We start from the raw sequence: 14418 nt of genomic DNA, 5'->3' as shown, positions 1-14418 counted from the left end.
TAATCTTTATTAAAAGGAATATTAATTTTTTAATAATGCAATTCTACCACTTAGATGCACCACCATCAATAGGAAAATCGGCAGCTGTAACCCAACTGGATTCATCAGAAGCTAAATACAAAGCGGCATAGGCAATGTCATCAGGAGAACCAATTCGACCAATCATGTGCTTGTCGTTTAGAAAAGGTCTAACCTCAGGATCATTGACTAAATGTGATGTTGCCTCCGTGTGAACCAGTCCTGGCGAAATGGTATTTACCCGAATCTTGTGTGGTCCACCTTCCATTGCCATTTGTATCGACATGGAATAAACAGCTCCTTTAGTAGCACAATGCACTAATGCGGGAGAACCTTTTAATGCTTGTCTCGCATTGGCAGAAGCAAAATTGATGATAGAACCCCCATTTATTTTTAAATATTTCCAAGCTTTTTGGCAGCTCAAAAAAACGATATCTAATTCTCCTGCAATACTTCTTTTCCAAGTAGTTTCGTAATCTAAATCTTCAATCCATTCAAAAGCACAAAAGGCAGCAGCATTTACAACAATATCAATGCCTCCAAAAGCTTCAACAGCTTTTTCCATTAATAGTTCAACATCTTTCTCTTTGGTTAGGTCTGAAGGATGAAAACTTTGCATTGTTAAACCTTCATTGCGAGCCATTTCAAGAGTAGCTTCGGCAGCAGCAGCATTGATATCGCAACCAAAAACATTGGCTCCTTCTCGAGCAAATAGTAATGCACATCCTTTTCCAATACCCGCACCAATACCAGTTACTATTGCAGTTTTACCTAAAAGTCTCTGATTGTATTTTTTTTGTATCATTATATATTGGGTTTGTAATTGTATTTGTATTTGTTTTTACTTTTGTTTCAATCAACATAAAAGAAGCTATTCCTGCTACTAATGCGGCAAAACCTGCTATGTAAAATGGAATAGAAATACCATATTTATCGGCTAATATTCCTGCAACCAATGGAGCAATCATACCACCAACAATTTCTCCTGCACCACCTAACATTCCTATGGCTTTACCTGTTGAATGCATAGGTATTATTTCGGAAGGGATAGCAGATAAAACAATTGGAAAAGTACCAAAGAAGAAATAAGCAATAAACATACTTGGAATTTGGAGACCAGAATTTTGCATGAAAAGGATTGCCATTGGATAGAAAATGCCAACAAAAGCAAAAATCATTACAAAAGGTTTACGACCATATTTATCAGATAATGTTGGGACAACAATTCCTGAAATCAGAGATGACAATCCCATTAATCCCATAATAGCTCCAATTTGCCCTTCGGTAAGGTGTTGGATTTCAATGAAAAATTTTGGTAAAAACGCAATACTGCAATTAAGCCAAGTCATCATACAACAACTAATTAAGACGCCTACTCGAATGTTTTTGTAGGCCCATAATTCTTTAAAAATTAAACTTTTATCTTCTAATTTTTGTACGTTTTCAACGGTGTTTTTTCGTAAAAATTTCCAATTGACAAGGGCTATAATTAATCCTGGAATACCTGCAATTAAAAATGTAGAACGCCATCCAAATTTTTCGGCTAATAATACCAATACAATTGGAGCAATCATGAAACCGAATAGGGTTGAACCAAAACTTTGTAGAAATCCCATGTTAAATCCAATGCGATTTTTTGAAGATTCTTTAGCTATAAAGGATTGAATTAAAGGTAAAGTTGGCCCTTCTGATAGTCCCATCAGCAAACGTGTTACAAGCAATACCGTAAAAGTAGTTGCTAATGCTGAACTGATAGAGGAAAGTGAAAATAAAACAACAGCTCCAACAAATACTGCTTTTTTCTTATTATGCTTTTCAGCCCATGAAGTTGAAATATATCCTGATATTGCCCAAGTGAAGGATAATCCAGAAACTAACATTCCGAGTTGAGCATTGTTTAATCCTAAGTCTTTTATTAAAAAAGGGGAAAGATAAGTTAATGCCATTCGATCAACAAACACCAATCCAAAGGTGATGCTCATCAAGATTAAAAGTTTATTTTCGTAGGTAAAAAGTTTGTTTTTCATAGGTATAAAAGGAGTCTTCAAAAAGAAACAAGAATTAGTTAATACTATTTTAGTTTAAATATTCATTTTTAATAAAGTGTGATTTCTAAGTTCAATTTTATAATATGTGTTTAATTTTGTTAAAATTATGGACTACTCATTTTTTTTGTATTTTTTTTATAGTAAGTTCTTTTTTATTTTTAAATATATGTATATAATATAAATACTAGAATACAAATATGACAATGATTTAAGTTGATTTGTGAATCAAAAAACAACTACTGCTATTCAAAATCAATACTTTTTGAATAACTTGATGAAATTATTAGGTATATTTTTAACTAAAAAAAGCCTTCCGTTAAGGAAGACTTTTAATAACTAAAACAAAATACAATTAAAATTTATAGGCAAGTGTCAAGAAGTAAGCCCTTGCCGGAATTGCAATCGCTTGATGAAATGCAGTAGGATTTGCAGCAACATCAGCTTTGGTAACTCCCTCTAAATTTAAGTTAAAAGGAAATGAACCTGGACCTACCCAACCCATAACGCCATAAGAATTTAATACATTATTTACATTAGCACTTACTCTTAATTTAGCGGTAATATCATAACCCATTGCAAGGTTAAATTGACTAAAGGCCGGTAATTCAAAAGCATTGGCAAAATTAGCTTGTCTGGCTCCCATGTAAGACCAAGTTACATTAGCATAAAAACTATTGTTAGTATATTCAGGAGTGATATTTACCATAAAATTAGGTACGTTTGCCGCCTTATTTCCAGAATTATCAATCATTACATCCGTTCCGGCTGTAGTATGAGAATTGTCAGTCTGGTGAATCCAAGCATTGTATTTTGTCGCTTTTGCATCTTGGGCAGTAATAACTCCTCTAATATTAAAATTATTAGATAACTTAATAGAACTCTCTAATTCGATACCAAAGGTTCTGATGTTATTATATAATGCTGGTGGATTGTATAATAAGCCTGTTGCATCATTTGTAAAAGTTACGCTATTAGGAATATGAGATAACAAACTGTAAAATGGAGTAATGGTAAAAGTAGCGTTCTCTATTTTTGATTTATAACCCACTTCATATTGTTGGATTATTTGTACTTGTGGATCTAAACTACTGGCTCCAAACGCAGTGCTAACATCATTATAAATGTTATATCCAGGTGCTTTTTTACCATTGGAATAACGAAAATATAAGGCAGTTTGATCCGAAACTTTATAATTTAAAGCCCCTGAGTAAGAAAGATAGCTTAAGGTTTTGTCATAGGAAAAAGGACTTCCCAATGCAGCTGAACTGTTATCATACAATGTTAACGGATTTCCGTCCACGCCACCTGTGGTCGAAGTAACTAATGAAGGCGCATTGTTGGTTCCATGAATGCGAACATTTTCGTATCGCGCTCCCCAATCAAATGTCAGATTATCATTGATTTCCCAAGTATGAGCAAAATAGACTGCTTTCTGACTTTGTTTTGAATTAATAATCGTATACCCTTGATCTGCACCAACGTTAACAATTCCGTTTGGATTGGTAACTTGATACGTAACGTTTCCGGGATTAGTTACGGATATGTCAACAGTTTGCGGGTGGTTTTGAATCGTGTTTAAAGAAACTCCCATTGATCCAGAAACTCTGGATAATGAGGAATTATCAAAGAAACCACCAATATTGAAGGTATGTTTCCCCATTTTTTTATTAAAATTAAATTGATCTCTAAATTCATTTACTTTACTGTAGTTGTAAATTAAAGGAGTGAAGAACAATGAATTTGGCGAAAGTGCACTTCCTGGAGCTGTGTTACTGGTAACATGATAATCAAATCCGCTAAAGGATTTAATAGTCATAATTGGTTGGCCTCCTTGCGAAACAGTATATGTACCTGGTATGATTTGTGTTGGCGGATGCAAAGCTCCTAAAATGAAATAGGTAACAATATTGTCCATTGCAATAGGTGAAACGGTACTTAAAGGGGTAAATGCTTCCTCTGACATAGAAGAAAAACGAGCGTTGTTCGTTAATTTCCAGCCATTCCCTAATTTTTGTTCCCAGTTCAAACCAACTGAATTATCTTTAGAATGCCATAAATCAGATGATTTATAGTTAACATCACCTCTAGTAGGGACATAAGTTGTTAAAGAAATTGCAGGAGGCAATACCGAAGATGTATTAGAAAATCCAATCGATGGTTTCATGTCGGTGTAGCTATTTGTAGGGATTCCTTCGGCTGTTAAATTATGGTCATTCAAACTTTTTACTAACAACTTCAATGAACCTGTTTCGTATTTATACATTAAATTTCCTTTTAGTTGTCCGCCAAAGTTAGAAGCGTAACCTGGATATTGAGACCCATCTGATTTTCTATAAAAACCTCCAATATTATAAGTTAAGTTTTTAGCAAGTGGTCCTCCAAGATTAAAATCTGCTCTGTAATATGGATTTTTTCCATTTCCTTCGAGACCCAGCCTTGTTCTAATTTCTCCTGCAAAAGTTTTACCACCTGTTTTCGAAATATAATTAAAAACACCTCCAGGAGCATTTGCACCAGTAATAGAAGCTGTTCCACCACGTACGGCTTCTAATTTATCAAGAGTTGCGTCAGCCCTTAAAAACATATCTGGACCAAAATTTGCAAACATAGCATTGGTCACTGGAAGTCCGTCTTCCTGCATAGAAACATAATCATATCCCCATCTTCCGTCATTATTACCTGTAGTAACTCCGCGAGAATAAACGGTATTTCTAATTTCACCTAGGGAGTTATTTACAAAAATACCAGGAACATTTTTCAATAATTCTGCAGCGCTTGTTGGTGCCATTTTTTGAATTTGAACTGCACTAACTGAAGAAATTGCAATAGAAGAATTAAGTGCTGATCGTTTATCAAACACCCCAGTTACTACGACTTCGTCTAAAGCAGCTTGGTCATCTTGTAATACAATAGTTAGTTTGCTTGTTTGAGGTACTTTTACTGATACTTTTCGGGTTGTAAAACCAACATACGATACAAGAATTTGATAGCTTCCATTTGCAAGATTATTTATAGTGAAATCCCCATTCGCATCTGTGCTGTTGCTTTTGTTATTTTCTACTATAACGATTGAGGAACCTGCTAGACCTAAGCCTTTAGAATTGGTTACTTTTCCCTGAATTTTACCTTCCTGAGCTAAAGAAGTAGCAGAGAAACTAAATCCGACAACAAGGATTAAAATCCTAATAAAATGCGTTGTTTTCATAATTTTGGTCTTTTTTAAATTAGATTGATTTTTTTTGGTTTAATAAAATAAATATTTGATAAATATTTATTTTACAAAAGTGGCTTACAAAAATCAATTTTGTGAATCAAAAAAAGGCTACAACTATTCAAAATCAACACATTTGTAGATATTCCATTGGTGTTTGACCAGTTTGTTTTTTAAAGAAACGAGCAAAGTTGCTTGGGTTTTGATCGCAGAGTTTTATAGCGATTTCGGAGATGTGTAGATCTGAATACTTCAGCAGGGTTTTGGCTTCCAAAACCAACATTTCTTTCAATAAATCTTGGGCAGTTTTATCGGTACAGGTTTTGACACATTTATTCAGATAATTTGGAGTAATGTTCAGTATTTTAGCGTAATCTGAAATGTTTTGATATTTATAAATGTGTTGTCCTAATGCATTTTTATAGCGTTCAGTAATCTCAAAAAAGGAGTTTTTTGTTTTTTTGATTTGAAATGGAATTTCTTTTTTTATCTCTTCAAAAATCACCAATAAATTGTAAGAAACAAGTTTTTTATTAGCAGTATTTTCTTCTTTGTATAATTCAAGTATTCTATTCAAAATAAACTCTATGTTATTTAGTGTGCTTTCAGACATCTGAATCACGGGATTCGACTGAAATTGAAAGATAGGAAATTGTTCGCTAAGGTAATTTTTAGGTAAATAATCAAATATTTTTTCATCGAAATGAAGATAAAAACCTTCTGCGTCATCACTGATCATTTCGTGTTGAGTAATTTGATGTGCCGGTAAAAAAAATATAGAAGAAGGACCAAACTCATATTTGTTTAGTCCTTTACTTCTTTTTGAAATTCCTTTTTTCAGGAATATAAAATCATGTACTGTTTTACGATGTGGTAAAACCTGAAAACTAGATTTATTCGATATATCTTCTAATCGGTTAATATGGTATTCTTGATGCGAATGACTAGACATAAAAGGTCTCCAACTCGTGGTATGAGAATGAAAGTTATTCATTTCTGAAGGTATCAGCGTTGGGATGTACTCTTTAGTAGTCATACTTTTTTTTATATTTTAATAAAATTACAAAAAAATTATTCAATTATCGCAACTGCTCTTGTCCAACCCGCACTAGCTCCTTTGATTTTTGCAGGAAAGCAAGCTACTTTGAAACCAAATGGCGGTAAAGCTTCTAAATTTGCTAATTTTTCGATTTGGCAATATTCTTTTTCAATTCCAACATAATGAGCTTGCCAGATAATTCCCGGACGTGGATTGTTTCTGAAATCTTCGGCTTGAATATGCAATGGGATATCCCATCCCCAGCCGTCAGTTCCCATTACTTTGATTCCTTGATCAATCAGCCAGTGCGTTGCTTTTGCGGAAGCGCCAACATGAATGCGCACAAAATCAGCATCATGAATGCGTTTATCAGCATCACAACGAATAAGTACTATATCAAAAGGTTTTAACGTATAGTTTATTGCAGCTAATTTTTCGATTAAATCTTCTGGCTCAAACATGTAGCCGTCTGGTTTATCTGTAAAATCAAGAACAACTCCATCGTGGAAAAACCAATCCAATGGCATTTCATCAATGGTGCGGGAAGGTTTTCCTTCGCAAGTTGGGTAATAATGATAGGGAGCATCAACGTGGGTTCCACAGTGGCTAGTTACAGAAAGAAATTCTCCCGCAGGACCATTACCTTCGATGAAGACATCAGTTAATCCTTCAAAAAGTTTTCCACCCATTTTTTTTGCTCCTTCTTTGTGGTCTTCATAGATAATTGTAGTTGGTAACGGCTCCTTAATTTCCTCTGAAATCGTAACGGAAAGATCTATTATTTTCATGTAGTATATTTTAAATTTAATTTTAAATTGAATTACTTCGAATGATTTTGAGGTTTTTAGACTTTATGATTTAGAATGTTTTTATTTTAAAAGTCTTCCTCCATCAACAGTTATAATATTGCCTGTCGAGAATGTTAGTTGAGTTGCTACCGAAAAAACGGCATTCGCCACATCTTCTCCCAAAGCAAATCTCGCTAAAGGTGTATGGTCTTTTTGAATTTTCAAAAAATCGGGGTTCATTGTAGCAGTATATTCTCCTTCGACGAATCCTGGAGATACAGAAACTACTCTTATTTTTGGTGCCAAAGCTCTTGCTAAAGAACGCGTCATAGAATCCAAAGCAGCTTTTGAGGCGCAATAGGCAACATTACTTCCTGTGCCAAAAATTCCCGCAATAGAGGAAATATTTACGATTAGTCCAGTGGCTTCTGTTGATTTTTGCAATAAATCTTTAAACGCTCTTACCATTGCAAAGGATCCTCTAAAATTAGTTTGCATGATTCTATCAATCCAATCGTCTGTCAATCCATCAAGATCATCATGTGGAACTGGAGTAGTAACGCCTGCATTATTCACAAGTACATCTAGTTTACCATATTTCTCTTCAACAAATACTTTAAAGGCTTTTACTTTTTCAGAATCTGTTGTAGGAGCATGAAAAAAAGCATGATTTCCTTCTGGTAAGCTCGCTATAAATGATTCGGCTCTTTGTAAATTTGAGTTGTAACTAATGATGACATCAAAATCGTTTTCAGCAAATTTTCGGCAAATCGCCGAACCTATTTCGCCAGAACCACCTGTAACTAGAACCGTTTTACGCATAATATTTTTTATTTAAAATAATTTGAAATTTATTTAGGTTGATGTAAACTGTGGCATTTTCTTTTGAAAAAATAGCCATTTCAAATATTAGGATTTTATGAATGTCCTTAATTCGTAACAAGTCTTTTTTTTGCCACAGATTTTACAGATTCACACAGATTTTATAAATATTATTAAAGGAATCTGTGAAAATCTTTTTAATCTGTGGCTAATTTTATGGCTTTGGTACTAGTCACGGATAGTCATATAGAATATCACAAAATCTGCCGAATCTACGTTCCTGTTTTTTATGCGGTTTACTCTTGTGAAACTATAGCACCATATCTTCTCACTCGAATATCAGCTTGTTCTTTGTGTCCCCAGAAATTTTCTATAGCACACAAACGAGAGCAATATTCACCAATCATAGCACTGGCTTCAGGAGTTCTAATTTCTTGATACGAACAAGTTTTCATGAATTTACCAACCCATAATCCGCCGGTGTATTTTGCTCCGTGCTTTGTTGGCAAGGTATGATTGGTTCCAATTACTTTGTCACCATAAGCCACATTGGTGTATTTACCTAAAAATAGGGCGCCAAAATTAGTCATGTGTTTCAAGAAGTATCTTGGGTCTGCTGTCATTACCTGAACGTGTTCACTTGCAATTCTGTCTGCTTCGGCTACCATTTCATCAATAGTGTCAACTAGGATAATTTGTCCATAATCTCTCCAAGAAATGCTGGCTACATCTGCTGTTGGTAACGTTTTTAGTTGTCTTTCTACTTCTGCCAAAGTTTCGTAAGCTAGTTTCTCTGAATTGGTCAATAAAATAGAAGGGGATGTTGGCCCATGTTCTGCTTGTCCTAGTAAATCTACTGCGCAAATCTCTGCATCAGAAGTTTCATCAGCAATTACCAAAGTTTCTGTTGGACCTGCCAATAAATCGATTCCAATTTTTCCGAATAATTGTCTTTTGGCTTCGGCTACATAAGAGTTTCCGGGACCAACAATCATATCTACAGATTCGATGGTTTCGGTTCCAATTCCCATAGCGGCAATGGCTTGAATACCTCCCAATAAATAAATTTCATCGGCGCCAGCCATATACATTGCGGCAACCGTTGCGGCAGGAATTTGTCCATTAATAGGTGGTGTGCAGGCAATAACGCGTTTTACTCCAGCTACTTTTGCTGTAAGTACACTCATGTGTGCTGAAGCGACCATTGGGTAACGACCTCCCGGAATGTAACAACCTACGCTGTTTACGGGTACATTTCTATGTCCAAGAAAAACGCCTGGAAGTGTCTCCACTTCAATGTCATGCATGGAGTTTTTTTGATGTTGCGCAAAATTTCTAACCTGCGTTTGTGCAAATCGAATATCTTCTATAACTTGCTCAGGAACACCACTGATAATTTCTTCGATTGTTTCTTTTGAAAGTAGAAAACTTGCAGGTGACCATTTATCAAATTTTTCAGATAAAGATCGAACAGCAGCATCACCGCCATTTTTTACTTCTTCTAATACGTTTTCAACGATTTCTCTAACTTTTTTGTCATTAGATTCTGCTTCAAATAATGCGATTCCTTCTTTAATTACTCTTTTCATGCGTGAATTATATTTTATTGATGGTTTGAAAATGTTCTGCAATAGGTGGGTTTTGAAAATGGGGAGACAAAATAGCTCTCCATTGGGTAAATAAAGGGGATTCCCTGAAGCCAATAGTATGGTCTTCGAGTGTTTCCCATTGTATTAATACCACAAATTTGGTCGAAATTTCGATGCAATGTTGGAATTCCAATCCAATAAATCCTTTTGATTTTGATACCACTAATTTGGCTTCCTGAAAGGCATCTATAAAAGCAGCTTGTGATTGTTCTTTTATGTCAAATGTTGCTATTTCTAATATCATATTTCTATTATGTGAGTTAAAAAAAATGGATTAGTTAATTTATACGATTGATTTTTTATTCAATCAATAAATAATCAAAGTTATTTTTACAAAATTCTTAAAAAATACTATAACAAGAGAATCATTTAAACGCTAGAAATAATCAAAATCAATCATTTTTATCTATTTATTACAATTATAAAACGATTGAGTATTCAATTTTAATAAAAAGCAGTAAGAAATGGACTAATTACTGTTGTTTTGGCTGGTATGGCTTCTAAAAACATTAGGGGAAAGACCGGTTTGTTTTTTAAACAAACGGGAAAAATAAGCAGGATCTTTAAAATTTAGTAAATATGAAATTTCAGAGATGGAATAGGAGGAGTATAGCAAGTATTTTTTGGCTTCGGTAATGCAATATTCGTGCACAACTTGTAATGCTGTTTTTTGTACTAATGTCTGGCAGATTCGGTTCAAATGAACGGGAGTAATCCGCAGTTCATTTGAATACTCTTTTATGAGTTTAGATTCGGGTAATGTTTTTTTTATCAGTTTTTGAAAAGAGTGGAAATAACCTAATGTTCTATTATTGGATAGTTCTTTTGGGTCTTCAAATGTATTGTTTTGATTGTGTAGTCCTATAAAGAATAATTGGAATAGTGATTGAAGGCTAATTTGTTTATAAGGATTACTTTCGGAAATTGTTTTTATTATCTTATTTTTAAGGTAGATAAAATCATTTAAATCAGGGTTGTTCAAATTAAAACTGTATTGTTTAGCTTTATTTAATTCCAATAAAATAAGTGGTGTGTTTTTAAAAATAGTTTCGATGAATTGTTCTGAAACTGTAAACACTTCTCCAATTACATCTGACTGAAATTCAAAGCCATGAAAGGTATTTGTAGGGATTAAAAGAATACACGGAGCTTTCAAATTTATTCTTTTGTTATCTTGAATTAAGATGCCTTCACCAGAAGAAATGATGAAAATTTGAAACAGATCCGTGTGTAAGTGAACGTTAATTTCCCAATTATACAATTTACTTCGGGTTTGTAATAATTCATGGTGCACAAAGTCACCAAAATCTCGATGATTATTGTCACCATAGAGTCCTTTGTAATTGAGAAGATTTTTTTTCATGGTTAATTTGAGGTTACAATAGTATCATTTTTTTTTGAATTAAAAACACTAAATGTTTCTTTTGTGCAAGAATATATATAGATAGTCCAAAATTGTAATGATCACTTAGAATACATTTGTTTTGTAGATTTTTATAACCAGTAATATTATGATATGAGTGATTTTACAGAAAGCTCCTTTGATATAGAAGTGCAACCATCATTATTGTATCCAGAATATGCATCCACAATTTTACGTGCGCCAAGTATGCCTTTAATTGTTTTGAAAAAATCGTTGGCAGAAAAAACAGGGCCACTTTTTGAGGATTTTAAATTGGGTGCTTTTGATCATGATTTGACTAAAAATTCAATCCAAAACGGAGAACCAATAGGTGAACGTATTGTAGTTCATGGAAAAGTGATGAATGAAAAAGGACAACCTATGCCTCATACGATGATTGAAATTTGGCAAGCCAATGCAGCAGGTCGGTATGTACATAAGGTTGACCAACATGACGCTCCTTTGGATCCAAACTTCTTAGGAACTGGACGCTGTATGACAGATTCCGAAGGGAATTATAGATTTTATACCATAAAACCGGGAGCGTATCCATGGGGAAATCATCCTAATGCATGGCGTCCCAATCACATTCATTTTTCGTTATTTGGTAATGAAATTTCCAGTCGATTAGTTACACAAATGTATTTTCCTGGCGATCCGTTGTTGCAGTATGACCCTATTTATCAAGCCGTAAAAGCGAAAGGTCGAGAACTGTTGATTTCTAAATTTGACTTAGATATAACTGAACCTAACTTCGCGTTGGGTTATCGTTTTGATATCGTTTTAAGAGGAAATCAGGCAACACCATTTGAAAACAGATAAAATTATGGACACAAATATGCTACAAACACCTTCGCAAACCGTTGGTCCTTATTTTGCTTATGGACTTACACCTAAGCAATACTGCTATGATTTTATAAATTTAGTGGATAACCGTATCGTAAATCTTGGTAAACTTTCGGATATTATAACGATAAAAGGGAAAATTTTTGATGGAGAAAATAATCCAATTCCTGATGCCATGATAGAACTTTGGCAAAATGACGGAGTGAATCAATTTTTTGGTAGATTTGGTACAGGAACAGATGCTGAAAATCAATTTATTTTTGAAACGATAAAACCAAAATCAGTTGATGGGCACGCTCCTTACGTTACCCTTATTATATTTATGAGAGGACAATTAATCCATTCGTATACAAGGGTTTATTTTTCGGATGAAGAAGTGTTAAATGAACAGGATTCTGTTTTAAATACGATTGATTCAGAAAGAAGAAATACCATTATTGCCCAGAAAAAGGAAGGATTTTACGAGTTAGATATTCATATGCAAGGGGAGAAGGAGACTGTTTTCTTTGCTATTTAACAATTAATTTAAAAATAGTATTTATGAGCTTATACACCCAATTATTTTATTCGAAAGAAGTAGATGCGCTGTTTTCTGATTCAGAAGCTATTGCACAAATGCTAAGTGTTGAAGCAGCTTTGGCGAAAGCCCAAGCGAATAATGGGTTGTTCTGTAAAGCTATTGCCGAAACAATAGAAGCAAATTGTATTACTTCTGAAATTGATATTGAAAAACTTAAATCAGAGATAGCGCTTGGCGGAAATGCTGCAATTCCTTTGATTAAACAATTGACACAAATTGTAAAAAATAAAGATATTGAAGCGGCCAAATTTATTCATTTGGGTGCAACTAGTCAAGATATTGTTGACACCGCAACAGTTTTACAAATACAAAAATTTATAGTTTGGTTGGATGCCAAGGTTAATCTTTTAGAAGAGCAATTAATCGTATTAACGAGTAAGTATCGCCAAACCATTATGATAGGCCGCACGCTTTTGCAACAAGCAAAACCTACGACTTTTGGATTCAAAACGGCGGGTTGGTTAACAGCTGTAACAAGAAGTAAACAACGCCTACAAGAAATTAAGAAACGAGTTTTAGTAGTGCAATTAGGTGGAGCAGTAGGAAATGCGAATACAAATATTTCAATCGAAATTCAAGAGGAGTTTGCTCGTTTATTAGGTTTAAAGCCTTCATTTACCTGGCATTCGCACCGAGATAATTTGGCTGAAATAGCAAGTGTTTTGGCTATATTAAGTGGCAGTTTAGGGAAAATGGCGAAAGATATTTCGTTATTAATGCAAACTGAAGTTGGAGAAGTTTTTGAAGGTGCAGCCGATGGAAAAGGCGGTTCAAGTACGATGCCACATAAACGAAATCCAGTGACTTGTGCAGCAATATTGGCGAATACGAATCGGTTGCCACATTTGGTTGCGACGATACTTTCAGCAATGCCTCAAGAGTACGAACGCTCGGCGGGTTTATGGCATTCCGAATGGGAAGTATTGACCGAAATTATGCAATTAACCGCTGGTTCTGTTGAAAAAAGCATTGCTTTAATCGAAGGATTGGAAGTTGATAAAAAACAAATGTTAGCCAATCTTGAATTGACCAAAGGCCTAATCTATGCTGAAAATTTAGCTTTGGCATTAGCCCAAGAAATAGGCAAGTCCGCTGCACATGAATCCATAGAAAAGGCTTGCAAGAAAGCTATTGAAGAGAAGAGACATTTAAAAGAAGTGGTGCTCGAAATGAATATCGAACTAGCGGATTTAGATGCTTTATTTGATCCAAAAAATGCTATTGGGTTAAGTTTGGAATTAATCGACCAAGTTGTAAAGAAATACCAATAAACGAAGATGAAAACAAATTATAAAATAACGGGAACGCCAAACAGTCCGGTTTTAGTTTTTTCTAATTCCTTAGGTGCCGATATGGGAATGTGGGAAGAATTGGTTCCTTACTTATTGCCTTATTTTCGTGTGTTGCAATACGATACTCGCGGGCATGGTGGAAGTGAAGTTACAGATAGTCCTTATTCGATTGATATATTGGGTAATGACGTTGTTGACTTATTAAATGAGTTGAAGATAGAAAATGCTTATTTCTGTGGGCTTTCAATGGGGGGATTAATTGGACAATGGCTCGCAATTCATCATCCCAACAGAATTATAAAATTGATTATAAGCAATACTGATGCTAAAATTGGAACAGTTTCAGCTTGGAACGACAGAATCAATACCATTATCAAAGATGGAATGCAAGCTATTGTTGAAGGGACAATGGAGCGTTGGTTTACCGATGGTTTCAGAGAAAAAAATCCAAACAGAATTGCTGAAATTAAAACTGTTTTTCTTAAAAACAATGCGCTTGGATATGCCAATAGTTGTGCTGCGGTAAGAGATGCTGATTTTAGAGACCATTTGCATAAAATCACCGCTGAAACATTAGTTATTACTGGAGATGAAGATGTTGTTACCAATGTTGCACAAGCGGAAGTATTGGTGAGAAATATTCCAAATGCAAGTCTGAAAGTACTTCCTGCTCGTCATTTGTCAAGCACAGAACTTCCAAAAGAATATTCAGAAATACTTATT

The 14418-nt window shown here is 34.4% G+C and carries 12 protein-coding genes and 1 pseudogene; 4 read left to right on the top strand and 9 right to left on the bottom strand.

What is annotated here, in order from left to right:
* Positions 1-43: 43 nt before the first annotated feature.
* The 9 genes from T410_RS13430 to T410_RS13390 all read right to left on the bottom strand — a co-directional run bounded on the left by T410_RS13430 (position 44) and on the right by T410_RS13390 (position 10938).
* Positions 44-823, bottom strand: coding sequence for an SDR family NAD(P)-dependent oxidoreductase (locus T410_RS13430; protein ID WP_035672640.1), 780 nt, complete (start codon positions 821-823; stop codon positions 44-46).
* Positions 786-2045, bottom strand: coding sequence for an MFS transporter (locus T410_RS13425; RefSeq protein WP_051929425.1), 1260 nt, complete (start codon positions 2043-2045; stop codon positions 786-788). The genes T410_RS13430 and T410_RS13425 overlap by 38 nt, the downstream gene beginning before the upstream one ends.
* 373 nt (positions 2046-2418) lie before the next feature.
* Positions 2419-5271, bottom strand: a complete 2853-nt coding sequence (locus T410_RS13420; protein WP_035672637.1) for a TonB-dependent receptor — start codon at positions 5269-5271, stop codon at positions 2419-2421.
* A gap of 133 nt (positions 5272-5404) precedes the next feature.
* A complete protein-coding gene (locus T410_RS13415) occupies positions 5405-6313 on the bottom strand; it encodes an AraC family transcriptional regulator (protein WP_035672634.1) in 909 nt (302 codons plus the stop codon).
* A gap of 35 nt (positions 6314-6348) precedes the next feature.
* Positions 6349-7104 carry a cyclase family protein gene (locus T410_RS13410; RefSeq protein WP_035672631.1) on the bottom strand — a complete coding sequence of 252 codons (756 nt, stop codon included), beginning with the start codon at positions 7102-7104 and terminating at the stop codon, positions 6349-6351.
* 81 nt (positions 7105-7185) lie between these two features.
* A complete protein-coding gene (locus tag T410_RS13405) occupies positions 7186-7926 on the bottom strand; it encodes an SDR family NAD(P)-dependent oxidoreductase (protein WP_035672628.1) in 741 nt (246 codons plus the stop codon).
* 296 nt (positions 7927-8222) lie between these two features.
* A complete protein-coding gene (hisD, locus tag T410_RS13400; RefSeq protein ID WP_035672625.1) occupies positions 8223-9515 on the bottom strand; it encodes a histidinol dehydrogenase in 1293 nt (430 codons plus the stop codon).
* A gap of 7 nt (positions 9516-9522) precedes the next feature.
* On the bottom strand, positions 9523-9819 hold the full coding sequence (locus T410_RS13395; protein ID WP_035672622.1) for an antibiotic biosynthesis monooxygenase: 297 nt from the start codon (positions 9817-9819) through the stop codon (positions 9523-9525).
* A gap of 225 nt (positions 9820-10044) precedes the next feature.
* Positions 10045-10938 (bottom strand): helix-turn-helix domain-containing protein, encoded by an 894-nt coding sequence (locus T410_RS13390; protein WP_035672619.1) that lies wholly within the window; start codon positions 10936-10938, stop codon positions 10045-10047.
* Positions 10939-11091: 153 nt separating this feature from the next.
* On the opposite strand from T410_RS13390, the gene pcaH reads away from it, so the two are divergent.
* From pcaH to pcaD, 4 genes and pseudogenes are all read left to right on the top strand, one after another.
* Positions 11092-11799, top strand: coding sequence for a protocatechuate 3,4-dioxygenase subunit beta (gene pcaH, locus T410_RS13385; RefSeq protein WP_035672618.1), 708 nt, complete (start codon positions 11092-11094; stop codon positions 11797-11799).
* Between the two features lie 4 nt (positions 11800-11803).
* Positions 11804-12340 carry a protocatechuate 3,4-dioxygenase subunit alpha gene (gene pcaG / locus T410_RS13380; RefSeq protein ID WP_202963247.1) on the top strand — a complete coding sequence of 179 codons (537 nt, stop codon included), beginning with the start codon at positions 11804-11806 and terminating at the stop codon, positions 12338-12340.
* 23 nt (positions 12341-12363) lie between these two features.
* Entirely contained in the window at positions 12364-13674 is a 1311-nt protein-coding gene (gene pcaB, locus T410_RS13375; RefSeq protein WP_035672615.1) for a 3-carboxy-cis,cis-muconate cycloisomerase, read from the top strand.
* A gap of 6 nt (positions 13675-13680) precedes the next feature.
* Positions 13681-14415, top strand: a pseudogene (gene pcaD / locus T410_RS13370) (3-oxoadipate enol-lactonase); the annotation flags it as partial.
* Between the last annotated feature and the right edge of the window lie 3 nt (positions 14416-14418).

It is taken from the genome of Flavobacterium sp. 83, from assembly GCF_000744835.1.
In the GTDB taxonomy this organism is placed as follows: Bacteria; Bacteroidota; Bacteroidia; order Flavobacteriales; family Flavobacteriaceae; genus Flavobacterium.
The sequence above is the reverse complement of the archived record's forward strand: the minus strand, read 5'-3'. Positions and strand labels throughout refer to the sequence as shown.